We start from the raw sequence: 21,437 nt of genomic DNA, 5'->3' as shown, positions 1-21,437 counted from the left end.
CACACGCCGGGGAATTCCAACAAAAAGTTTATATTCCCAGAGGTGCATCTAACCCCGGTGATGTTCCATGGCGTGGAAGGTTAAGGTTGACCAGGACGTTTGTATCGGAGATGCTATCTGTGCCAGCCTCTGCCCGGACGTCTTCGAGATGAACGACGAGGGCAAGGCCGTGGCTATTGTCGAGGTTATCGAGGACGAGGGGCTCTACAACTGCGCCCAGGAGGCCGCTGAGGCCTGTCCGGTCAGTGCCATCATAATTGAGGAGGCCTGAAGTCTCTTCTTTTTTCCTCTCATTCTTCATTCGATTTGCCCTTTTCAAGCTCCTTAAGCGCTTTCTCCGCCTTCATTTCGAGGGTTTTAATGGTCAGAAATATGGCGAGAAAGAATATGGCAAGGAAGATAAAATCGGAATCGATTATCTCCTTATTTGGAATGCCCATCGAACCACCCTTCATTCGAGGTCCAGCTTAAACCTCTCTGCTTGCTCCAAGACATACTCCCTTATCTCCCTCGCCTTCGGGAGCTCGGCGACAATTTCTCCGTTTTTGATGAGCGGCTTTAGGAGAGGCTCGACTTTGGCACCACAAACAGGACAGCGTTCGAGCTTTTTGTCTGCTGGGACGCGGTGATAGTGGCCGTTCTCACAGCGGTAAATCTGCTTCCTCCCGCTCAGCTTGCCGCGCTTGGTGAAGGGCTTTCCTTCAATCTCGACTATGTCAAGAGAGAAGTCTATGGGCTTCGCACTGGCTATGGACGAGCCAACGCCGAAAGCATCTGCTATGTCCACTATTTCCTTTATGCTCTCCTCGTTCAGCCCACCACTGACGAAGATTTTAACGTGGTCATAGCCCCTCAAATCGAGCTCCCAGCGAACCTCCTCGATTATCCTCCTGAAGTTGCCCCTTCTCGAGCCGGGTGTGTCGAGCCTCACCGCGGTCAGGCGTTCTCCCAAAGCTTCAGCCGCCATCAGAGCCTCGAACTTCTCGTCGCAGAAGGTGTCCACTAAAGCCGTCCTCGGCACCTCTGGTTCGATAACTTCGTCGAAGTACTTCCACGCCTTCACCTGGTCGCCTACGGTGAGAATCAGTGCGTGGGGCATCGTTCCAACGGGCTTTTCACCTATCATCTCCGCCCCTAGAACACCAGAAACCCCGTCGCAGCCGCCTATGAATGCCGAGCGGTCAATCATCGGTGCTATGGCTGGATGCAGGTGCCTTATGCCGAAGGAATAGACTGGCTTGAAGTTGGCGGCGATCTTAACCCTCAATGCTGCGGTGGCTATACCGCTCGCCTGGCTGAGCATGCCGATTAGAGCAGTCTCGTAGATGCCGAACTCCTCATAGTATCCCTCAATCTGAAGAACCGGCTCATAGGGGTGGAATATCGTCCCCTCTGGCATGGCGTAGACGTTCACCGGCAGACCTTCGAGGAGCTTGGCAACTTCTTCGATTCCGGCCAGAACTCCCCACTTCCAGCCCTTCGGAAGTCCAGTCGTGGTTACGTCGGCGAAAACCTTCTTGTGGATGCCCTTTTCCTCAAGGATCTTCTTTGTCCTGATGAAGTAAACGTCAGTGGTCTTTCCGGCTTTTATATCCTCCTCGTGGGCGATATAGAAATCCCTCATCTCCCTCACCTGAAACAACTTTCTCCTCCCTCGATTTAAGGCTTTCCTCGTTTGAAAGGTTTAAGTAGTACCAAAACCGACCAGTCGGTAGGTGAAATCGTGAGGGTCTGCATAATATACGACACCAAGCGAGGCTCAACGGAGAAGGTCGCTCACTGGATGGCGGAGGCGATAAGAGACGTAGCGGAGGTAAAAGTAGCCAGGGTCACCGAAAGCCCCAACGTTGACGACTGCGATCTGGTGGTCATAGGCGCTCCCATCTACTACGAGAGACCCCTGCCGAGTGTTATAGAATTCATCCGCTCCAGAAACGGCTTTGATGGTAAGGGAGTGGCCGTCTTCATTCTGTGCATAGCCGACAAGTTCGGGAAACTCGGCAAGAAATACACTGAGGCCAGATACATGCGCCTGATGACCGAGCCTATTAAAGGGGAAATAATAGCGAAGAGGGTCTTTGACGGCTGGATCCTCAGGGAGAACATCGACCTGAGGCCCCTTGTACAGGACTGGATAAAGCGCGTTCTCAGGGCGTTTCAAAAAGGGGAGATTATTGATGGAATCGAGCACCCGTGAGTTTTGATTGGGGTAGTGGATGTGAATGGCGAAAAAATGAAAGGAGAATAATTGAAGTGGCTTTGAACTCTTCAGCGACAGGCCTACAACGAGGTTACGATGGATGGGATAGCAATAAAGGCGGGTCTTTGAAAGGAGGCCTCTTCCACCACTTTTCCCCGAAGCATGATCTCACCAAGGCACTGCTCTTCCACGCACTCGACCAGTGGCTATCCCCGTGGACGGCGGCTTCCCCTCACCTTAGTTTGAACGGTACCTCTACCTCCTCACCTTTCTCGATTTTGTGAAGTTCCCGCCTGTAAGCCTCCAGCGGTCGGTCTTCAACCTTCAGGTAGCCCGCGAATGTCTTTGGTCTATCCTCGAGCTCGTCGAAGAACCTCGGATAGTTCTTATCCCTGATGATGTGGTGGTCGAGTATTATCTCTGCTCCTGTTTCGCGGATTATCTCGTTGAGGTTTTTAATGCCCGCCTCCCAGCTTCCCTCAGCGCGCTTACCGAGGTATGTCGGTGGTCCCCCAGTTATGAGCAAATCTGGAACCTTCTCGATTATCCACTCCACAGATTTCCTGTTGAGGAGCTGAATATCGCTCGCGTGGATTACTCTCTCAGAGCCGTCGTCGATGAGCGTCATCACAACGAAGCCGAGCCTGGAACCTTCGCTTCCGTGGGGAACGGCTGGAGAGAACTCCAACTCAACGCCGCCGAGGTCGAAGGATTTGCCATCGGCGAACTCAATCTTCTTCGCTATCGGTTCGGCGTTTTTGAGGAAGACCCAGGCCCTCTTTTTCTGGCTGAAGTTTATGTTTTCCCGTGGGTGCTTTATGAAAAGGAGCTTTCTCTCGTATATCTCCCTCGCGTAGCTCTCGCTTGAGCTCTCGTAGAGTCCCTCGAAGAACGGTGTGTAGTGGTCATAGTGGTAGTGGGAGATAACGACGACGTCACTCCTCCGCGCGTAGCCCTGAAGCTTCCGTCTCATCTTCTGGAGCGCCTCCATTTCAGCCTTCGCCGGTGGAAGGCCGTAGCGCTTCGGCCCGAGGGCGACACCTGGGTCGATGAGAATTTTAATTCCTCCGGCTTCCACGAACGTCGCCAGACTTCTAACGCCGAGGCTCTCCGACGCGAGTGGGAGGACGCGCATGGTATTAGTTCGAGGTTTTCCTTTAAAGGTTGTTTCTCGTGCTCACACTTTGAGACATTTTGATTTTTAGGACGACGAGGGGACTTACGGTAACACAAAAGCTATTCGTTCGTCTGTGAGAAAACTAAACTCCTTCTACGGTTTTAGTTAAGAATCAAAAACTGTAACTACTATAGTTACACAAATTTTATATCTCGGACTTTTTTCACGTTCTCGCGGGGGTTGCTGTATGAACAAGCGTTATGTCTTGAATCTACAAGAAATTAGCAGAAAAGATATACCTCTTGTAGGCGGCAAGGCTGCCGTCCTTGGCGAGCTGTTGGCTTCAGGTTTTCCAGTTCCACCTGGTTTCGTTGTAACGACTCTTGCCTATGATCTCTTTGTCTCAAGGAACCATCTGGACGAAGTCATTGAGCGCGCCCTGAAAGAGAGACCCGTTGATGGTGAGGCCATTAGAAAGGCATTCCTAAGCGCCCCAATACCAGAAGAGGTGGCGCAAGCTATTCGTACTGCTTACCAAACTATGGGGTCTGGCCCTGTTGCCGTGCGCTCGACTGCAACGGCTGAAGACATGCCTAATGCTGCGTTTGCTGGACAGCATGAGACTTTTCTTAACGTAGTCGGTGCCGATGCCGTTGTAGAGGCCGTACGCCGGTGCTGGGTTTCTCTATGGGACGACCGTGCAATAGCCTACCGTGAGAAGATGGGAATAGACCACAGACTGGCAAAAATGGCCGTTATAGTTCAACGAATGGTGCCGGCTGAGGCTTCGGGCGTTATGTTCACGGCCAACCCCATCACCGGGGCACGGGACGAAGTGGTCATAGACGTGAACGTTGGACTCGGCGAGGCCGTTGTATCTGGTTTGGTGACACCTGATCACTACGTCCTTCGCAAAACCCGTTTTGGCTGGCGCATTGTAGAGAGACGTCTTGGTCGGAGAGAAGTTGTTGTTAAGCCCAAGGCCGAGGGGGGAGTTGAAGAGATCAAAACATCGAATGTCACTCAACCCGTTGTGTCGGACGATATTTTAAAAAAGCTCGCAGACCTCGGCGTTAAAATCCAGAGCTATTTTGGCAGGCCGCAGGACATCGAGTGGGCATTGGCCAACGGGAAAATATTCATACTTCAGGCGCGTCCCATTACCACACTCCCCGAGCCCCTGCCAAGAGTGGGTAAACTTAATGGGATGCTCATAAGGACTCTAGCAGAGATAATCCCGGAGAGGCCCTATCCGCTGGACATGGTGTGGATTGAGACTATTTTCTCCAATGCAGTAGGGAAGATTGCACGTTATTTCGGCATCAAGGTGCCAGCTTTGGACCAGATCTTCGTGGAGGAAGACGGTATAGCTGTAAAAGTTCGTCCTGACTTCTCCATACGTCCCTCATTGGGGGTGTTGCTGGCACCCTTCCGGCTGATATGGCTGGCCTTACGGTACGACTCAGCAAAATGGGAATCCGACCCGCTCCTCTCCGAGATTCAAGCCCGCATTGATTCGCTGAAAAAGCGCGATCCGGAAGGAAGCACGTGGGAGGAGCTTCTTGATACGGTGCACGAGGCGCTCTCAATACCGTCATTAGCGGGTGAAATACGTAAGCGTTACCTTCCCAGAGCATTGATATCTGCTGGGATAATAGCCCTCTCACTGCGGACGCTTAGGCGCAGGCACCTGCTCTCAACCCTCCTATTCACGTGCATCAACACAAAAGTTACCGAGGCAAATGCTGAACTGGAGAAGCTCGCAGAGATGGTAAGGAAAAATCCTGAACTCATGGAGCTCTTCCGTAAATATGAGCCGAAACAGCTGATTTCTGTTCTTGAAAAAACGCCAGCAGGTCAAGAATTCCTATCCGAATTCGAGGCATTCCTCGAAAAATACGGCCATCGTGAAGCCAGGGGCTCGGCGTTGATTTCCCATGGAACGTGGAAAGAGGAGCCGGAGGTTGTGCTTGGAATAGTCGCAAGTCTCGCCACCTCGGAGGTGAAACATGGAGACTCCTGTGCGAGATTTAGAGAGGCCCTCGATCAGGTCCTGGCCCATCCACTGCTGCGTTTAAGGCCTTTCCGCTCCATGTTCCTGAGCGTTCTTGAAGAAGCGCGTCAGCTCCACAGGCTCCGCGAGGACGGGCGCTTTTACGCTATGATGCCAATACCGATACTAAGACGCGCTCTATTGACAATGGGCAAACGCCTAGTAGATGCCGGAGTACTGGAGGTTCCTCAGGACATCTTCTACCTAAAGCTAAGTGAAATAGAGCAGATAAAGAAGTGGCCACTCTCAGAAGATACTGCAGAGAAACTCCGTGCTCTCGTGTCTCGGAGGAAGGAAAAATGGGCGAGCCTAAAGGACAAGCCCTTCATAGACCCGCGGCTGTTGTACGTCCAAGATACCTCTGAGGATGCACAGAGGGCTCTGCTGGTCGGCATACCTGGCAGTCCAGGAGTGGCAGAGGGTCCTGCTCGTATAATCAGAGACAGTTCAGAATTCCACAAGCTCCGGCCTGGAGATGTGCTAGTTGCACCTTACACAACTCCAGCCTGGACACCCCTCTTCCGGCTGGCGGTAGCGGTGGTGGTTGATACTGGCGGACCATTGTCCCACGCCGCAATTGTTGCACGCGAGTACGGCATTCCTGCAGTTATGGGAACCGGCGTAGCAACGAAAGTGCTCAAGGACGGGCAGTACATCCGGGTCGACGGCAACAGGGGGTTGGTCTTTTCCGTTGAGACCGAGTGAGAGGTGGTAAGCAAATGACGGACTATGATACCAAGTACGCCTGGAGAGTCACTCCCCTCCTTAGTCTTGCATCCCTCCTTGTTCTTTATACCGAGGCAATGTTAATACCCAGCCTACCCTATATTCAGCAAGAATTCAACATAACGCAGGCCGATGTGTCATGGATCCTCACGGCCTATTTGATCACAGGGACAATTTGTGCGCTGATCTTTGGTACCTTGGGTGATATGTACGGAAAAAAGAAGCTCCTCTTAACGGCCCTTTCTCTTTACACCCTCGCCCTGATACTTAATGGATACGCCCCCACCTTTAGAGCGTTGCTTCTCTCAAGGGCCGTACAAGGCGTGGGCATGGCTATGCTGCCACTCGCTTACTCTTTAGTCCGGGAGCAGTTCCCCCGGCGGCTTGCACCTATGGCTCAGGGACTCATCTCCGCCATGAATGGAGTGGGCATCATCATTGCGTTTCCGGTAGGGGCGTGGATTGCGCAAAACTACGGATGGAGGGCCACTTTCCACACAGTTGCTCCTTTTGCGATTCTGCTGGTTGTATTAATCGCTCTATACGTAAGGGAAAGCAGGTTCATCCAGCACGACAAGCAGATAGACTTGGCTGGTGTACCTCTTTTCGCGGCCTTCCTGGTGTCCATTTTGATAGCCTTATCAAAAGGTCCTCAGTGGGGATGGACATCTGAAAAGGTTATCTTTCTGATAACCTTCTCCGCCGTTTCCCTTTTTGCATTCCTTTTCCATGAGGCCAAAACTGAGCATCCTTTCATTCCTCGTGAGATCTTTAACAGGAATGTTAAGGCCGCTGTCTTTGCGACTTTTGTCGTGGCATTTGCATTTCAGATAAACTCGCTAACCTTGACGTATTTGCTGCAGATGCCCGAACCCCATGGATACGGGCTCCCCGTGTTTAAGGCCGGCCTTTATATGACACCTCTTGTTTTGACATATCTGATAACCGCTCCTATAGCAGGTCGCGTTATACTCCGGGTTGGGGCGAAGACCCTCTCCGTTTTTGGAATCTTAACGGCAGTGTTGGGATACTCGCTGGCCGTTCTCCACCTCTATGATGGAGTTACGTATGTGCTGGGATTTATGAGTGTGGGCTCTATGGGAATGGCTCTCCTGAACGTGTCCCTAATTAACCTGTTAACGTTCTCTGCTCCCAGGGAGAGACTGGGATTAACAACGGGCCTTTTTACCACTTTTAGAAACATAGGCTCCTCCATAGCTCCTCCCGTGGGCGGAGCGATTCTCACGATATACCGTACTGGTACTGCACCCTCGCCCACAGCATACTATGTGAATTTCTCAATAGTGATTGCGATGTTTCTGATAGTGCTCATCCCGATATTTTTTGCAGAAGAAGTTATGAAGGATTAAAATGAACTTTCTTTTTATTTTTGCTTATGCAAACGCCAGTGGCCCAAGCAAAGATATATATCTAGCTGTGGAGGTACAGGAATTGGGGGTGTGTGATTACGGTGATTGAGCAGGAGATTATTGAGAAGCTTAAGCTTCTTGGTCTTAAGGAGTACGAGGCGAGAGTCTATGCCGCTTTAGTAATCCTTGGGCCTTCGAAAGCGAGCGAGATAGCTAAGGAAAGTGAAGTTCCGAGGCCAAAGGTTTACGATGTCTTAAAAGAGCTTCATAAGAAGGGTTTTGTGGATATAAGCGAGGGGAGCCCCACTTACTTTAAAGCTGTTGATCCTGAAAAGGTGGTTGCCTCTCTTAGGGATATGTACATTAAATCGGCAGAGGATGTCATAATCAAGCTGAAGAGTTATCAAAAGGAACAGAGACAAGAATGGTTTCCAATCTGGTATTTACAGGGCGAGTGGAACATAAAACGTAACGTTGAGGATTTAGCAGAGAGGGCGGAGGAGGAGTTCATCTCAGCACTTGTTGACTGGAAACTGGGGTTTAAGTTCAAGAAAGCGTTCGAAATTGCAAAGCGTAAAGGACTGGATACAAAAATAGTCCTCCCCAAACCTAAGAGAAACAAACGCTACATCAACGCTTTAAGTCAGTTTGGGGAGGTGTTTCTTATATCCATAGAAAAGGCTCTAGATGAGGAACAGGGGGATTTTGAATTACTCACGAAAGCACTATTCACAAGCGAGATGTCTTACAGCGTGGAGGGGATCTTTATTAGAGATGGAAGGGAATCTATTATGGTCTACCGAGAGGGAGAAATACTAAAAGGTCTGATCGTAAGGCTTCCGTTCATCCCGATGTTCCAGAGGGTGATGGTTTTTCACTTGATTAATAGATCAAGACAATAACTAAAAAGCGATGAACGACCAAAAAGGCTTTGAATACCAAGGTTAGTTATCCTCTTAGGGGCCTCAAAAAGAGAGGTCAAAGCAAGTGGACGATGAATGGTGCTGTAGGGCGATGAAAAGAAGTCCGTGGAATTGACTCTGTTCCCGGAATAAAGGCCCTTAAACGCCGTTTCCGTCCGCAAACCGATGATGAGTGTCATCCCTCCCGAGGAGACGATGAGGACATTATCCCCACCTGAGGTGGTCTCATGCTTGGATTTTTCAGGAGGAAAAAGAGAGAAAAGTACGGGCCGCTCGTCTATCTCAGCGAGCCCACGATACTCTACCACACTCACACAGAGAAGGTCATCCTTGAGCTACTCGAGGAAAAGTTCGGCTCGAACAACTTCATAGTTCCTTCAGACTATGGACTCAGGAGCACAGATCACATGATAAAGGACGCGGAGATATTTGTGGCTATAGCCATAGTGGGCAAGTTCACCTCCCTCGTTACTAGGGAGATAAAAATCGCCCAGGAGCAGGGAAAGAAGATATACACCCTCGATGTGGCCAGAAAGGGCGACGAGATTCTATACCTCCTTGAGGAAGGCATTCCAGAAAGGATTGAATGGCTCTCACCGGAGGAAACCCAGAGCCTCTACGCGGCCTTTAGGGGCGAGGACTTCTCGGGTTTCATGAAGTTCTTCTTCGGCGACAGAAAGAGGCAGTGGTAAAAATCAGGCGCTCACCTTTTGGCCTGGATGTACTCGTGGTGGCCTTGAGACGCCCTTCCATCGCCCTCGCTTATCTCTTATCGCATTTCCTCAGATGACGCTTCCCGTCCTGAAGGGTGAGGCTTTCAAAGAGAAAATGTAAAACTCCTGAAGTGCTTGCCATTGAGTTCTCGTCATCACGAGCACCTCATCCGGTTCATCTTGAGGTCGGTTTCTTCGCTTATTATCTTCATAGGCTCAAGGAGAAAGGCTTTTTACGACCGATAGCGATTGAAGAATGGTGGAAGGTTATGGTCAAGATACCGAAGAGCCACCCACGTTACTGGAGCCTATACTACCGGGAGAAGATAATAGAGGGCATGGAGAAGGGCATGACGGCCAAAGCCGGTCTGATAGCCCACGGCAGGGGAGAGGCCTTTGACTACCTCATCGGTGAGAGGACAATCGAACCAGCTGAGAGGGCCATGAGGGCTGCGGTTGCAAAGCTCATCTTGGCTGAGCACCCTGTTATCTCCGTGAACGGTAACGTTGCCGCTCTGGTGCCGAAGGAAACCATAGAGCTCGCTAAGGCTTTAAACGCGAAGCTCGAGATAAACCTCTTCTACCGCACGGAGGAGCGCGTTAAAGCGATAGCAGAAGAACTTCGCAAATACGACCCTGAGATAGAGCTCCTTGGTATAAACCCGACGAAGAGGATTCCCGGCCTGGAGCACGAACGTGGCAAAGTCGATGAGAATGGTATCTGGAAGGCCGACGTGGTAGTTGTTCCCTTGGAGGACGGTGACAGAACAGAAGCTCTTGTGAAGATGGGCAAGTTTGTGATAACTATCGACCTGAATCCACTCTCCCGCTCGGCAAGGATGGCAGACATAACGATAGTTGACAACATCGTCAGGGCTTATCCGAGGATGACGGAGCTCGCCCGTGAAATGAAGGACTACAGCAGGGAGGAGCTTCTCAGGATCATAGAGGAGTACGACAACGGAAAAGTTCTGAACGATGTTCTTCTCCACATAAGGGACAGACTAACTAAGCTCGCGGAAGGTGGGATTTGGAGAAAGAAAAAACTCGATTAAAGCTCCCTTTCTGTCTTTTCCACAAGTTTTCTAAGGCTTGTTATGAGCTCTGCCTCGGTTTCCGCGTGGGATACTATGAGGGGAACGCGCTCGCGCTCGGCAAGCTTTACCGCCAGCTCATCGAGCTTCTTGACGCCGTGAAGCACCACAACCGCCGGCTTTAATCCCTGAACCCTCACCGCTATCATTGGGCTCCTCCCTGTGGTGACGCGGGTGAATATGAGCGCCCTCTCCGTCGTCCATCCGTAGAGCTTTAGGAACTCCTCGGCGCTCATCTCGAGGATCGCTTTGATGCTGTCAACGACTGTGTAGCCGTATATCCTCCTGTCGAGGAGGTGCATGTTCGCCACTACCTCGCCTTTGACGGCACTCACAAGGTCCTTTATCGTGACGGGCAGTGCGAATTCCCTTATGTCCAGAATAGCGTTGGTTGGAAGCTCGTTCCCGAGAGTCTTGCTGAAGGCTTTTATGACGTTGCCGCCTCTGCGCTCGTCTATTTCCAGGAGGGCCTCTACGAACTTCCTTATGGTTGAGGCACCAGGACTCTTCCTCCTCCCGCCTTCATAGTCGCTTATGACGGAAGAAGAGACGCCGAGATATTCGGCGAGCTCCGTCTGACTTATACCGAATATCTCCCTCCATTTGCGCATGGTCTTTCCGGGGTCGGAGGAGAGGGTTATTTCCCCTGCTATCCTCTTGGCGAGAGCTTCTTTCTCCTTTTCAAGCATAGTGAAAGATATTCGTCAATCATTATAAACCTTTCGGCAATTGCCTAACAAGTAAACTTTTCTCAAGGAAAGTTTGATTAAAAGTAATCAACTTCCCAAGATTGCAGCTTTACAGTGCATTCTCCTTACTTGGCTTGCTTGTTGAGGGGTTCATTCACCGAATGGCAGTATTTATGCGAGTTCTCTCTACCCTGACGCCCTACTGGCATCTAAAACAAGGTGAACCCGCGTTAAACCAGTCATTTTAAGTTGAATCCCGGTTTAACAGTAATTGGGAGATTAAATGCAGTTTCAGAGTTGCCCACGTTTGAAGGTCAACCTTAAAAACCTCCTATCCTACGCTGGGCCGGTGGGGAAAATGGCGATATACTTCATTGGGTTGGGACTCTACGACGAAAAAGACATCACGCTCAAGGGCCTTGAGATGGCCAGAAAATGCGACCTCGTCTTTGCCGAGTTCTACACCTCGCTTTTGGCAGGGACGACGCTTGATAAAATTGAAGAGCTCATAGGGAAGCCCATCAGGAGACTCAGCAGGGAGGAAGTCGAGCTCCACTTCGAGAGGATCGTTTTGAGTGAGGCAAAAGATAAGGACGTCGCCTTTCTAACCGCTGGCGATCCTATGGTGGCAACCACCCACTCCGACCTCCGCATAAGGGCGAAGGAGCTGGGCATTGAGAGCTACGTAATCCACGCGCCGAGCATATATTCCGCCATAGCCATGACCGGCCTCCAGATATACAAGTTCGGCAAGAGCGCAACCGTGGCTTACCCAGAGAAGAACTGGTTTCCAACGAGCCACTACGACGTGATAAAGGAGAACAAAGAGCGAGGGCTTCACACGATGCTCTTCCTCGACATAAAGGCCGATCAGAATCGCTACATGACGGCTAACGAGGCGATGGAGATTCTCCTTCAGGTTGAGGAGATGAAGGGGGAGGGTGTTTTCACGCCTGATACGCTGGTAGTCGTTTTGGCCAGGGCCGGCTCGCTAACGCCGACGCTTAAAGCCGGTTACGTTAAGGACATGCTAAAGGAAGACTTCGGAAGGCAGCCGCACGTTATGGTCGTTCCGGGAAGGCTGCACATTGTTGAGGCGGAATACTTAGTGGCCTTCGCCGGTGCGCCGAGGGATATACTCGACGAAGTCTAGGCGAAAGCTTTATATTTCCGTTCCCTTCCACTATTCCCGGGACGGGCCCGTGGTCTAGCCTGGTTATGACGCCGCCCTCACACGGCGGAGGTCCGGGGTTCAAAGCCCCGCGGGCCCACCAGTTCTACAAACTTCGCGAAGGCGAAGTTTGATCAAGGCTCGTACGTCTCTTCTGAACTGCCAACCTTACAAGTGGACTCGCTCTTTAACGGGCAAGTTTAGAGTGTTCAACTCAATTTAGCGCCCTACGGGCGCAGAAGAAAGGAACAAACGTCAAAGTCTTTGAATTTAAACGGAGTCCCATCATAAATGGCAATAAATAATGGACGTACAAACTCATCTTGACCCAATTCTACCAGCCAAACATTCAAACTTCTTGCTATCAAGTTTTGTCTAGCAAAGGTTGACCAAAGTGTTCCTTTCTTGCTCAAGGACGGAAAATCAAGCGTGCACTACCAAATACCCCGGATTTAAGGGGTTTGTACAAAAGTAAGCTTTTTGAGAGGTTTATGCCCTTATTCTGGCGTCCTTCGGACGCCTTGAGGAGAGTGAAACCCTGAAGAGTTGGCAACTGGTGAGTAAACCTATTTCACAAGAGACCAATTTAGAATTGCACGCGATTTTTCAGTCAACGCTCAGCCTTTGGGAAAGGCTGGCGAAAGGCTCGTGATTCTTTTTCAGTGCACATCCAATTTTGGAGATTTCACGTTTGAACGGCAAGTTGCTGATGGAATGCAATTCTGAAGTTTAACTTGTCGAGGGTTTGCTTTCTTTAGCGCTCCGGAGGAGTGCGGGTGGAGTAAAAACCCACTCAAAAGTATATCAATACGACTGCATTCCTTCGAAAAGCGCCCATTGAAACGAAATCCCTTCACGAGAAACCTGCAAACAGGAATCACGAACTTTGATGAAACTTTTCCTCAGAAAAGTTTCTTATGGTGCGGGGGCGGGGATTTGAACCCCGGAACCCCTGCGGGACGGGACCCTAAATCCCGCGCCTTTGGCCAGGCTCGGCAACCCCCGCGCGGAGATACCTTCTCGTTCTCTCTTTAAAAACTTTGAGGGAACAAGGATTATAAGGATGTAAAGGAAGCTTTACACCGGTTATGAACGTGTTACTTCAATCCTTCGCCTGGGATTCGGGTACTACTACGAGCGGGTGATGTGAGTGAAAAACCGCCTCCGCGAGCTTAGGGAAGCCGGAGGCTTAACCCAGGAGGAACTCGCTAAAGCCTTAGGCGTCACGAGGCAGACGATAATAGCTATTGAAAGGGGGAAATACGACCCCTCCCTTAAGCTAGCCTTCAGGATAGCGCGCTTTTTTGGCGTTAAGATTGAGGATATATTTGTGTATGAAGGTGATTAGGGGTGGTGGGATGTTCCGGGGCAAATATAGGGAAAGAGCGTGGTGGTCGGTCTTCATTGGACTTCTTTTTGCATTTTCAGGGAGTTACATGCATTTCAACCCCATGATCATCGTTGGAGCACTGTTTGCAACGTTTGGAGTGATACTCCTTGAATACGACAGGAGGGTTGCTAAATGGCGGTCATAAAAGTTGAAAACCTCGAAAAAGACTATGGGAAGGTTAAAGCCCTAAAGGGGATAAGCTTTGAGGTTAAAGAGGGTGAGATATTTGGTCTGATAGGGCCAAACGGCGCAGGTAAGAGCACTACGCTGAAAATACTCGCCACCTTATTGAAGCCAACCGCTGGGAAGGCGATCATAGCTGGTTACGATGTTGTCAAAGATGCCCCGAAGGTGAGGGAGCTGATAAGCTACCTGCCGGAGGAGGCAGGGGCTTACAAAAACCTCACTGGCATCGAGTACCTCGAATTCATGGCGAGGCTATACGCGAAGGGTGGAAGAAAGGTGGAGGAAATGCTTGAGCTCGGTGTCAAGATTTCAGACCTCGGCGAGAGGCTCCACGATAAGGTCTCCACTTACTCCAAGGGCATGACGAGGAAGCTCCTCCTCGCGAGGGCCCTGATGGTGAAGCCGAAGCTGGCCATCCTAGACGAGCCCGCGAGCGGGCTGGACATAGTCAATGCTTACACCATACGGAAGACCATAAGGGATTTCGCGAGGAACGAGGGCGTTACCTTCCTCATATCGAGCCACAACATGCTGGAGGTCGAGTACCTCTGCGACCGAGTGGCGCTCATCAACCAGGGCAGGATAGTTGAAATGGGCACTCCAGCAGAGCTGAAGGATAAGTACGGCGCTAAAAACCTTGAGGAGGTCTTCATGAGGGCTGTCGGTGCTGAAATCAACGAGCCCGTCGGGGGTGAGGGCTCATGAGTGACTTCTGGGTGATGGCAAAGAAGGAGCTTAAGAACCTCTTCAGGGACAGGAAGCTTCTCTTTGGCCTCGTGGTGATTCCCCTCATCCTGTTTCCCATCATGGGTAAGGTGATAAACGTCGGCATAGAGCAGGCCCAGGGCGAGACTAAGGTCGCCATAGTGAACTTCGATGAGGGGAAGTACGGGGAGGTCCTCATAAAGGCCCTTGAGGTTACCCCAAACGTGACCGTTACCGTTATTAACGCCACCTCGCTCGACGAGGCTCTCAGGAAGGCTGTTGTGGAGAAGCAGAACGTTTTGGTTGTAATTCCTCCGGACTTCTCGGCTAAACTGGAAGGCAACGAGAAGGCTACTGTGCAGGTTTACGGGATATTTACGTCCATAGGTGCAGGAATAAAGGAAAGCGTCAGCGAGGGCAGGATAAACGCGGTTATAGGGCTTCTCGGAGACGAGATAGCCAAGATAAAGGTAGAACAGCTCGGTGCCCAGAATCCCGATGCCATCCTCCAGCCGATAGAGACGGAGAGCAGGTCGGTAATCAACGGCAAGGTCGTTGACGTCTCTCCAAGTCTGGTTTCCAACGTCATAGCCTCTCAGGCGTTCTCGATACCGATGATAGTCTTCCTCATGGTCATGATAACCTCCCAGATGGCCGCAGGGGCGATGGCGGCTGAAAAGGAGAACAAGACCCTTGAGACCCTCCTGACGCTTCCGGTGGCGAGGACGAAGATAGTCGGCGCGAAGATATTCGGTACCGCCGTGATGGGCCTAGTCGCGGCTTTAGCCTATATGATTGGAATGCGCAGCTACCTCGGCTCCTTTGGACTGGGCGCTGTTGGCATAACCCTTGAAGACATCGGACTCCAGGTTACTCCGACGGGCATGCTCCTATTCTCCCTTGTGGTCTTCCTGACCATAATATTTGCCCTCAGCCTGGCGATGATACTGGCTATCTTTGCCGAAGACGTCCAGAGCGCCACCACCGTTGTAAGCGCCGTCATAATGCCACTGGCCTTCCCGGCCTTCCTCCTGATGTACACGGGCATCAACGATCTGCCCGTGGCCGTCAAATACCTCCTGCTGGCGATTCCCTTCACGCACCCCATAGTGGACTACCGCCACATACTCCTTGGGGATTACGCCCCCGTGCTACCCAGCGTGGCCTACCTCGCCCTTATGGCCGGGCTGACGCTCTACGTTACTGCCTGGATATTCTCAACCGAGAAGGTTCTGACGGCGAAGATAAGCTGGGGGAGGAAGAAAAGAGAGTGAACTATTTCTTTTTTATTCTATCGGTACTCCGTCCTTCGTCCTCGGGGCGAGCCACTTCATCAGCCTGTGGGGATCCTTCGTGCGGATGATTATCGTTATCGGGCCGAGGGGAGATTCCTCGTTGAAGTTCACCTTCCCGGCGTATGCCGCCTGCTTGTTGACCTTTATTATGATCTCCTCACCAAAGTAGCCCTCCTCAAGGAAAGAGCGCGCCGTGTCGAGTATGGCCTGCCCGCGGAAGAGCTCGTAAAGCCTCTGGAGGGCTTTCTTGCTCTTGGTTCTGCCCGTCAGAATGATGTAGTCGCCCCTATCGAAGGCCTCGAACTCCAGTTCTGGAACGAGGTTCAGCATGGCCTTTTTGACCTTCTCGATATCCTCAGTTGGATAAACGTAAGCCTCAACTTCGACTTCCTCAAACATGTTCCCACCGCTATTGGCTCTACCCAAAGCTTATAAAACCAACCCACGAATTAATTAGGGTGACCTAACTGTGTTAGAGAACTCCATCACGAACCTGGCCGAGTGGCTGCTTGGAATCTCTGGGGGTAGCATTCTCTGGGTATCTTTCTACGCGGGCCTGTTCGTGGCCGTGATGACTTCTCTCGGCGCAATGGTTGCCATCTTCGCCAAGAACATACCCGAGAGGGGCGTGGACTTCAGCCTCAGCTTCGCCGCCGGCGTCATGATAGTGGCTAGCTTTACGAGCTTAATCCTCCCGGCGATAGATAGCACGGGTAGCTTTGCCCCTGCCGGGATTGGTATAGCCCTCGGTGTGCTGCTGGTCTTCCTGATAGACCGCATCATTCCCCACGAGCACATGGTTAAGGGCTATGAGGGGCCCAGCGATTTGGAGAACAAGCTCAGAAAGGCCTGGCTCCTCGTCTTCGCACTCGTAATCCACAACCTTCCCGAGGGCTTGGCTATCGGCACTTCTCTCATCTACAACCTTGAGGTTGGCCTCGTGACGGCCATAGCGATAGGCATCCAGGACTTCCCGGAGGGGACTGTGGTTTCCCTTCCCCTCGCGGTCATCCAGAAGAAGCGCCTCCAGCCAATCCTCATAGGCATCCTCAGCGGACTGGCCGAGATGGCGATGGTCATCATTGGGGCGGTCTTCTTCACGGCCTTCGAGTGGTCTCTACCCTACGGTCTCGGACTCGCGGGAGGGGCGATGCTCTACGTTACTGTCAAGGAGATGATTCCCGAGATATACAAAAGAGAAGAGAACGACATACTCGTAACCCTTGGTTTCTTTGTGGGCTTCTACGTGATGCTGTTCCTTGACTCAATGCTCGGCTAAAATCCTCTCCACGAGCTCCTTGACCTTTTTCTCATATTCTTCCTTCGGTCCGTCGTTGACTATCATGTAGTCGGCCATCGCTATGACGTTGCCTATGCCGAACTTGAGCTCCTTCCAATCGCGCTCCTCGAAGTCCTCCCAGCTCTGCGGGTCGTCGCTCCTTCCCCTCTCTCTGAGCCTCTCGAAGCGCTGCTTCGGCGGGGTGTGGACGGCAACGATAACGATCTCCTCATCGGGAAAGGCGCTCCTAAAGGTTCCTATCTCGTCGAGCGAGCGGACGCCGTCGATGATTACCACCCGGTGCTTCTCAAGGAGCTCCCTTACCTTCGGAACAGTGAGTTTTGCTACTGCATTCTGTCCGAGCTCCTGCCTCAGGCGGATGCTAACCTTCGCCATGCCCTCCTTGGTCTTGGGGATTCCCCTGCGCTCCGCCTCTTCCCTTACGACGTCTCCCATAGAAACGTGAGGGATTCCTCTCCTGGCGAACTCCCAGACGATTTTGCTCTTTCCAGAACCCGGCATTCCAGTTACGATGATTATCATAGTGCCCACGCCAACGTAAAAGATGGGAGTTTAAAAATTTAATCCACGTTCAGTGACTTTTCTCTTTTTCAAGCCTCGCTCTTCAGGGCGGGAAGGAGGTCAGTTCTGGAATAGATTATGGTATCGTCTTTGATGTCACTGCTTTTTCCTCCCAGTGAAGGTTGGGGACGATGTAATTATCTAAGGAAGTCGTCGAGCGTTCCCCTGCGCTTTTTGGGGTTTCTCTCGTCTGTTCCTTTCTTTGATGCCCCTGGAAGCTCAACGCCGAAGTGCCTGAACAGCCCTTCGATGACCTTCATACCTATCCCCTCGACCGCGAGGAGCTCGCTCACCTTGGCCCTGATTATGTCCTCCTGCGTCCTGAAGCCCGCGTTATAGAGCGCCCTCGCCCTCTTCCTGCCGATGTTGGGTAGCCTGACGAGCTCGAGGAGCTCTTCCCTAACACCGTGCCTCAGGCGGAGGTGGAGATTCCTGAGGTAAGCTAAAACCTCCTCCTTCGGCTCGAAGAGCTTGTAGAGCTCGATGAGTGAATACATCAGCCAGTCAGCAAGCTCGAGGATTCTGTAGAGGTCGCCGGGGTCTATGTTGTAGGTGTCGTATATCCTCGTCTCGGGCACTTCGTTTATCCAGTCGAGGAGGATTTTTGCCGTTTTTACCTCGTTGATGAAGCTCTGGAAGGCGTAGTCCTCCCAGTAGGGGATGTTGACGTAGAGCTTCTCTTCCATCTCGTATGCCAGGTCGAGATAGTCCTCCATCTCCTTCCTGCGCGCGTTCAGCGTGCCCATGTCTGGTGTGGAGGCTATCAACTGGAAGATTCCAAAGGGATTTGGATTCTTCTCCAGCTTTGGGAACGCATCGCGGAACTTCTTGGCCGTGAGCGGGTCTATGTAGAGCTGCGACGTTCTTCTGCCGAATGGCAGGGGCATGAAATGGTCGTTAAGGTCAAGGTCTATGAACTCGTTCTCGATGAGGAAGTAGACTATCTCCTTCGCCTTCCACTCCAGCTGAGAGGTGTCGCTCCTCTGGTGGAAGTAGAATGTCCTCTCAAGGAACTCTATCAGCTCGCGGAAGTTTCCGATGCCGAAGTTGGTGATTAGGGCCAGAATCTGTCCCCTGAAGGCCGATTCGTTAGATAGCATTGAGAAGAGCTTTTCCGGCTTTCCAAAGACGTAGCGCTCCATCAGCTTCTTTGGATCCTCGGTCTTGGCCACTATTATGGCCTCTCCGCGCTTGTCGTACTTGGGCCTTCCAGCGCGCCCCATCATCTGCTGAACCTCTAAGACAGGTATGTCCACCCAGCCGAAGTTGGAGTAGCGCTTGGTGTCCCGTATTATGACGCGAAACGCGGGGAGGTTTATTCCAGCAGAAAGCGTCGGAGTCGCTGTTATTACCTTAATCAGGCCTTCCCTGAAGGCATCTTCTATCACCGTCCTCTCGCTCCTCCCCAGCCCAGCATGGTGGAAAGCCACACCCTTCTTCAGTGCTTCCCTCAGCCTGTCGTTGGTGGGGTTACTCTCCAGCGACTCCGCCAGCTCCTCCAGCTTTCTCTGCTCGGGCTTCGTGAGGAGTCTGTAAACCTTGGAGGCAAGGCTAACTGCCTCCTTTTCAGCCGAGCGTCTCGTGTTCACAAAGACGAGTGCTTGCTTGCCCTTTTTTATTGCATCAACCACAAGGGAATCCCAGCTCGAAGGATACCGGTCTATTTTACCGTCCTCCCAGAAGAGCTGGCCGTGGGAGAAGACTCCCTTTCTCAGCTCCACCGGACGCCAGTCGCTCACAACGAGCTCAGCGTTGAGCCACTCTGCCAACTCTTCTGCGTTTCCAACGGTGGCGCTCAGGGCTAGGATTTGAGCCTTATCGAGCATATGGCTGAGAATCATCTCCAGCGTTGCTCCTCTATCGTAGGAGCCTATGAGGTGGACTTCGTCCGCGACTACGAGCTTGACGTCCCTAATCCAGCTTGAACCATGCCTCAGGAGGGAGTCGAACTTCTCGGCGGTGGCGACTATTATGTCGTACTTTCCGAGCCACTCATCAGTGGAGTCATAATCCCCCGTCGTCACCGCGACGCGCAGTCCCAGCACTTCCCAGGCTTTGAACTCGCGGTACTTCTCCTCGGCGAGGGCCTTAAGAGGGACGAGATAGATCGCTTTTCCGCCCTCACGCAGGAGTTTGTTGACCATCACTATCTCAGAAACGAGGGTTTTCCCGCTGGCCGTAGGGATGGCAAGGACTAGGTTCTTCCCCTCAAGCACCCCGCTCTTCAAAGCTTTGGCCTGAGGGGGATAGAGCTCCTCTATGCCTCTCTCCCGGATGATCCTTTTAACTCGCTCATCAACGGGAAGCTCCTCAATTCTCATAACCCTCACGTCCGGTTTCATTCCGCCGGCGGTTTTATATGCTTATCCCCCCTAAGGTTGTGGGGGAGAGCATGAGGGTGAGGATTCCCTACGTCCTGTTCGAGACGAAGACGGGGAAATACGGCGTCGATGCATACTTCTCGCTCAGGGTTGCGAAGCTCGAGAGGCGGGCGACTCTGATAAGGAAGGCCGATGACCTTGAGTGGACAATGGACAGGCCACCGGTTCTTCTGCTTGACGATGACGGCTTGGAGAACTACTTGAGGGAGCTTTTCCTGGCCCTCTACGAGCTGAGTGGAGAGGGGTTCAGGAAGCGAACTGACCACATGAGGCGCTGGAACGTGTGGCGCATCATCGGCATCCCTACGGGGCACCAGAGGCACATTGACAGGGACGAAGAGCTAGCAAAGGAGAACCGCGAGGCTCTTTTGGCGCTGGCGATACTGCAGAAGGTGCTCGGGGCGAAGAAGCCGAAGGACCTCGAACGGACCTTTGTGAGGCCCTACGGCTACGCTTTCCTGGAGGTTGAGATAAACGGGAGCGAAGTGGGCGACCCCGTTTACAGAGAGCTGTTCAAAATAGACCCCGGGGCTGGAATGGCGCTCGCGTGGCTGAAATGGGAGAAGGAAGAAAAGGCCTAAAACTTGGCGTAGAGCCAGCAGGCGACGTAGTGGTCCTTCTCGACCTCGATGAGCGGAGGTTTCTCCTTCCTGCACCTCTCCTCCGCGAAGGGACAGCGCGGGTGGAAGCGACAGCCGGCGGGCGGGTTTATCGGGCTCGGCGGCTCGCCTTCGACCTTCATGCGCTTCTCCTTGAGTTCCCTGGCGAGGTCTGGGTCCGGAACAGGTATGGCTGAGAGGAGGAACTTCGTGTACGGGTGCAGCGGGTTCTCGAATATCCTCTCAGCGGGGCCGACCTCAACGAGCTTGCCAAGGTACATCACGCCCATCCTGTGGCTCATGTACTTCACAACGCCGAGGTCGTGGCTGATGAAGAGGTATGTAAAGCCGTGCTCCCTCTGGAGGTCCTTCAGCGTGTTGAGGATGTTTGCTTGGACGGAGACGTCCAGAGCTGAAGTTGGCTCGTCGAGGACTATGAACTCTGGTTTAAGCGCCAGGAGCCTCGCGAGGGCTATGCGCTGCCTCTGGCCGCCCGAAAACTCATGGGGGTAGCGGTAGAGGTGCATCTCGTTGAGGCCGACGCTCTCGAGGAGCCCCACCACGAACTCCTCCGGGTCGTTCACCTGGATGCCGTGGAAGCGGACGGGTTCCATGATGATTTCAAAGACCGTCTGCCTGGGGTTGAGCGACGAGTACGGGTCCTGGAACATTATCTGGGCTTTTCTCCTGAACCACTTCATCTCCTCGCCCTTCAGGTGGGTGACGTCCTTGCCCTGGAAGATTATCTTTCCGTCCGTGGGCTCTATCAGGCGGAGTATCGTCCTTCCGGTCGTGGTCTTGCCGCAGCCGCTTTCGCCAACGAGGCCGAAGGTCTCGCCGCGGTTTATCTCGAAGCTTACCCCATCGACCGCCTTGACGTAGCCGATCGTCCTGAAGAGACCCCTGATCGGGAAGTACTTCTTTAGGTTCTCAACCTTGAGTATCGGCTCGCTCATGCTATCAC

The 21,437-nt window shown here is 52.3% G+C and carries 22 protein-coding genes and 2 tRNA genes; 15 read left to right on the top strand and 9 right to left on the bottom strand.

What is annotated here, in order from left to right; all coding sequences use genetic code 11:
- Positions 1-67 precede the first annotated feature (67 nt).
- Positions 68-271, top strand: coding sequence for a ferredoxin (locus E3E23_RS05015; protein ID WP_167906915.1), 204 nt, complete (start codon positions 68-70; stop codon positions 269-271).
- Between the two features lie 19 nt (positions 272-290).
- On the opposite strand, the gene E3E23_RS05010 is transcribed toward E3E23_RS05015, so the two are convergent.
- Together E3E23_RS05010 and E3E23_RS05005 are read right to left on the bottom strand one after the other, a co-directional pair.
- Positions 291-440, bottom strand: a complete 150-nt coding sequence (locus E3E23_RS05010) for a hypothetical protein (RefSeq protein WP_167906914.1) — start codon at positions 438-440, stop codon at positions 291-293.
- Positions 441-451: 11 nt separating this feature from the next.
- Positions 452-1,624: a nicotinate phosphoribosyltransferase gene (locus tag E3E23_RS05005; RefSeq protein WP_167907460.1), complete on the bottom strand. Its 1,173-nt coding sequence runs from the start codon at positions 1,622-1,624 to the stop codon at positions 452-454.
- A gap of 99 nt (positions 1,625-1,723) precedes the next feature.
- Here E3E23_RS05005 and E3E23_RS05000 point away from each other — a divergent pair, with 99 nt between their 5' ends.
- Entirely contained in the window at positions 1,724-2,197 is a 474-nt protein-coding gene (locus E3E23_RS05000; protein WP_167906913.1) for a flavodoxin domain-containing protein, read from the top strand.
- A 235-nt stretch (positions 2,198-2,432) separates the two neighbouring features.
- On the opposite strand, the gene E3E23_RS04995 is transcribed toward E3E23_RS05000, so the two are convergent.
- Positions 2,433-3,335, bottom strand: coding sequence for an MBL fold metallo-hydrolase (locus tag E3E23_RS04995; RefSeq protein ID WP_167906911.1), 903 nt, complete (start codon positions 3,333-3,335; stop codon positions 2,433-2,435).
- A gap of 229 nt (positions 3,336-3,564) precedes the next feature.
- On the opposite strand from E3E23_RS04995, the gene E3E23_RS04990 reads away from it, so the two are divergent.
- The 5 genes from E3E23_RS04990 to E3E23_RS04970 all read left to right on the top strand — a co-directional run bounded on the left by E3E23_RS04990 (position 3,565) and on the right by E3E23_RS04970 (position 10,157).
- Positions 3,565-6,075 carry a PEP/pyruvate-binding domain-containing protein gene (locus tag E3E23_RS04990; protein ID WP_167906909.1) on the top strand — a complete coding sequence of 837 codons (2,511 nt, stop codon included), beginning with the start codon at positions 3,565-3,567 and terminating at the stop codon, positions 6,073-6,075.
- Positions 6,076-6,089: 14 nt separating this feature from the next.
- The gene (locus E3E23_RS04985; protein ID WP_167906907.1) at positions 6,090-7,466 is read left to right on the top strand and encodes an MFS transporter; all 1,377 of its coding nucleotides are present in this window, start codon (positions 6,090-6,092) and stop codon (positions 7,464-7,466) included.
- Between the two features lie 101 nt (positions 7,467-7,567).
- A complete protein-coding gene (locus tag E3E23_RS04980; protein ID WP_167906905.1) occupies positions 7,568-8,368 on the top strand; it encodes a TrmB family transcriptional regulator in 801 nt (266 codons plus the stop codon).
- Between the two features lie 248 nt (positions 8,369-8,616).
- On the top strand, positions 8,617-9,081 hold the full coding sequence (locus E3E23_RS04975; protein ID WP_167906904.1) for a hypothetical protein: 465 nt from the start codon (positions 8,617-8,619) through the stop codon (positions 9,079-9,081).
- A gap of 290 nt (positions 9,082-9,371) precedes the next feature.
- Positions 9,372-10,157, top strand: a complete 786-nt coding sequence (locus E3E23_RS04970; protein WP_167907458.1) for a 4-phosphopantoate--beta-alanine ligase — start codon at positions 9,372-9,374, stop codon at positions 10,155-10,157.
- Here E3E23_RS04970 and E3E23_RS04965 read toward each other — a convergent pair.
- Positions 10,154-10,885 (bottom strand): helix-turn-helix domain-containing protein, encoded by a 732-nt coding sequence (locus E3E23_RS04965; RefSeq protein WP_167906902.1) that lies wholly within the window; start codon positions 10,883-10,885, stop codon positions 10,154-10,156. The genes E3E23_RS04970 and E3E23_RS04965 overlap by 4 nt on opposite strands.
- Positions 10,886-11,243: 358 nt before the next feature.
- On the opposite strand from E3E23_RS04965, the gene dph5 reads away from it, so the two are divergent.
- Both dph5 and E3E23_RS04955 read left to right on the top strand, forming a co-directional pair.
- The gene (dph5, locus tag E3E23_RS04960; RefSeq protein ID WP_167907456.1) at positions 11,244-12,038 is read left to right on the top strand and encodes a diphthine synthase; all 795 of its coding nucleotides are present in this window, start codon (positions 11,244-11,246) and stop codon (positions 12,036-12,038) included.
- A 43-nt stretch (positions 12,039-12,081) separates the two neighbouring features.
- Positions 12,082-12,159 (top strand) — tRNA-Val (locus tag E3E23_RS04955).
- 815 nt (positions 12,160-12,974) lie between these two features.
- Here the strand turns inward: E3E23_RS04955 and E3E23_RS04950 are convergent.
- Positions 12,975-13,062 (bottom strand) — tRNA-Leu (locus E3E23_RS04950).
- A gap of 144 nt (positions 13,063-13,206) precedes the next feature.
- Here E3E23_RS04950 and E3E23_RS04945 point away from each other — a divergent pair.
- From E3E23_RS04945 to E3E23_RS04930, 4 genes are read left to right on the top strand one after another with little or no spacing between them, the layout of a single operon-like run.
- Positions 13,207-13,404 (top strand): helix-turn-helix transcriptional regulator, encoded by a 198-nt coding sequence (locus E3E23_RS04945; RefSeq protein WP_167906900.1) that lies wholly within the window; start codon positions 13,207-13,209, stop codon positions 13,402-13,404.
- 10 nt (positions 13,405-13,414) lie between these two features.
- Positions 13,415-13,591 (top strand): hypothetical protein, encoded by a 177-nt coding sequence (locus E3E23_RS04940; RefSeq protein ID WP_167906898.1) that lies wholly within the window; start codon positions 13,415-13,417, stop codon positions 13,589-13,591.
- A complete protein-coding gene (locus E3E23_RS04935) occupies positions 13,579-14,337 on the top strand; it encodes an ABC transporter ATP-binding protein (RefSeq protein ID WP_167906896.1) in 759 nt (252 codons plus the stop codon). Before E3E23_RS04940 ends, E3E23_RS04935 begins: the two co-directional genes overlap by 13 nt.
- Entirely contained in the window at positions 14,334-15,611 is a 1,278-nt protein-coding gene (locus E3E23_RS04930; protein WP_167906894.1) for an ABC transporter permease, read from the top strand. The genes E3E23_RS04935 and E3E23_RS04930 overlap by 4 nt, the downstream gene beginning before the upstream one ends.
- A gap of 12 nt (positions 15,612-15,623) precedes the next feature.
- On the opposite strand, the gene E3E23_RS04925 is transcribed toward E3E23_RS04930, so the two are convergent.
- The gene (locus E3E23_RS04925) at positions 15,624-16,031 is read right to left on the bottom strand and encodes an RNA-binding domain-containing protein (RefSeq protein WP_167906892.1); all 408 of its coding nucleotides are present in this window, start codon (positions 16,029-16,031) and stop codon (positions 15,624-15,626) included.
- A 70-nt stretch (positions 16,032-16,101) separates the two neighbouring features.
- On the opposite strand from E3E23_RS04925, the gene E3E23_RS04920 reads away from it, so the two are divergent.
- Positions 16,102-16,911, top strand: coding sequence for a ZIP family metal transporter (locus tag E3E23_RS04920; RefSeq protein WP_167906890.1), 810 nt, complete (start codon positions 16,102-16,104; stop codon positions 16,909-16,911).
- On the opposite strand, the gene E3E23_RS04915 is transcribed toward E3E23_RS04920, so the two are convergent.
- Both E3E23_RS04915 and E3E23_RS04910 read right to left on the bottom strand, forming a co-directional pair.
- Positions 16,897-17,454, bottom strand: a complete 558-nt coding sequence (locus E3E23_RS04915) for a dephospho-CoA kinase (protein ID WP_167907454.1) — start codon at positions 17,452-17,454, stop codon at positions 16,897-16,899. The genes E3E23_RS04920 and E3E23_RS04915 overlap by 15 nt on opposite strands.
- Before the next feature lie 176 nt (positions 17,455-17,630).
- Positions 17,631-19,814 carry an ATP-dependent DNA helicase gene (locus tag E3E23_RS04910; protein WP_167907452.1) on the bottom strand — a complete coding sequence of 728 codons (2,184 nt, stop codon included), beginning with the start codon at positions 19,812-19,814 and terminating at the stop codon, positions 17,631-17,633.
- A gap of 71 nt (positions 19,815-19,885) precedes the next feature.
- Between E3E23_RS04910 and E3E23_RS04905 the strand changes: the two genes are divergently transcribed.
- Positions 19,886-20,455: a hypothetical protein gene (locus E3E23_RS04905; RefSeq protein ID WP_167906888.1), complete on the top strand. Its 570-nt coding sequence runs from the start codon at positions 19,886-19,888 to the stop codon at positions 20,453-20,455.
- Here E3E23_RS04905 and E3E23_RS04900 read toward each other — a convergent pair.
- The gene (locus E3E23_RS04900) at positions 20,452-21,429 is read right to left on the bottom strand and encodes an ABC transporter ATP-binding protein (protein ID WP_167906886.1); all 978 of its coding nucleotides are present in this window, start codon (positions 21,427-21,429) and stop codon (positions 20,452-20,454) included. The two genes, E3E23_RS04905 and E3E23_RS04900, sit on opposite strands and share 4 nt — an antisense overlap.
- Positions 21,430-21,437 lie beyond the last annotated feature (8 nt).

The organism is Thermococcus sp. CX2, from assembly GCF_012027555.1.
Taxonomy (GTDB): domain Archaea; phylum Methanobacteriota_B; class Thermococci; order Thermococcales; family Thermococcaceae; genus Thermococcus.
The sequence above is the reverse complement of the archived record's forward strand: the minus strand, read 5'-3'. Positions and strand labels throughout refer to the sequence as shown.

Bases quoted from the DNA above. Each gene is read 5' to 3' on its own strand.
- E3E23_RS04935 (WP_167906896.1), top strand. From the start codon at position 13,579: ATGGCGGTCATAAAAGTTGAAAACCTCGAAAAAGACTATGGGAAGGTT.
- E3E23_RS05015 (WP_167906915.1), top strand. From the start codon at position 68: ATGGCGTGGAAGGTTAAGGTTGACCAGGACGTTTGTATCGGAGATGCT.
- E3E23_RS05005 (WP_167907460.1), bottom strand. From the start codon at position 1,624: ATGAGGGATTTCTATATCGCCCACGAGGAGGATATAAAAGCCGGAAAG.
- E3E23_RS04975 (WP_167906904.1), top strand. From the start codon at position 8,617: ATGCTTGGATTTTTCAGGAGGAAAAAGAGAGAAAAGTACGGGCCGCTC.
- E3E23_RS04995 (WP_167906911.1), bottom strand. From the start codon at position 3,335: ATGCGCGTCCTCCCACTCGCGTCGGAGAGCCTCGGCGTTAGAAGTCTG.
- E3E23_RS04990 (WP_167906909.1), top strand. From the start codon at position 3,565: ATGAACAAGCGTTATGTCTTGAATCTACAAGAAATTAGCAGAAAAGAT.
- E3E23_RS05010 (WP_167906914.1), bottom strand. From the start codon at position 440: ATGGGCATTCCAAATAAGGAGATAATCGATTCCGATTTTATCTTCCTT.
- dph5 (WP_167907456.1), top strand. From the start codon at position 11,244: ATGGCGATATACTTCATTGGGTTGGGACTCTACGACGAAAAAGACATC.
- E3E23_RS04965 (WP_167906902.1), bottom strand. From the start codon at position 10,885: ATGCTTGAAAAGGAGAAAGAAGCTCTCGCCAAGAGGATAGCAGGGGAA.
- E3E23_RS04905 (WP_167906888.1), top strand. From the start codon at position 19,886: ATGAGGGTGAGGATTCCCTACGTCCTGTTCGAGACGAAGACGGGGAAA.
- E3E23_RS04985 (WP_167906907.1), top strand. From the start codon at position 6,090: ATGACGGACTATGATACCAAGTACGCCTGGAGAGTCACTCCCCTCCTT.
- E3E23_RS04900 (WP_167906886.1), bottom strand. From the start codon at position 21,429: ATGAGCGAGCCGATACTCAAGGTTGAGAACCTAAAGAAGTACTTCCCG.
- E3E23_RS04940 (WP_167906898.1), top strand. From the start codon at position 13,415: ATGTTCCGGGGCAAATATAGGGAAAGAGCGTGGTGGTCGGTCTTCATT.
- E3E23_RS04915 (WP_167907454.1), bottom strand. From the start codon at position 17,454: ATGATAATCATCGTAACTGGAATGCCGGGTTCTGGAAAGAGCAAAATC.
- E3E23_RS04930 (WP_167906894.1), top strand. From the start codon at position 14,334: ATGAGTGACTTCTGGGTGATGGCAAAGAAGGAGCTTAAGAACCTCTTC.
- E3E23_RS04925 (WP_167906892.1), bottom strand. From the start codon at position 16,031: ATGTTTGAGGAAGTCGAAGTTGAGGCTTACGTTTATCCAACTGAGGAT.
- E3E23_RS04970 (WP_167907458.1), top strand. From the start codon at position 9,372: ATGGTCAAGATACCGAAGAGCCACCCACGTTACTGGAGCCTATACTAC.
- E3E23_RS04910 (WP_167907452.1), bottom strand. From the start codon at position 19,814: ATGAGAATTGAGGAGCTTCCCGTTGATGAGCGAGTTAAAAGGATCATC.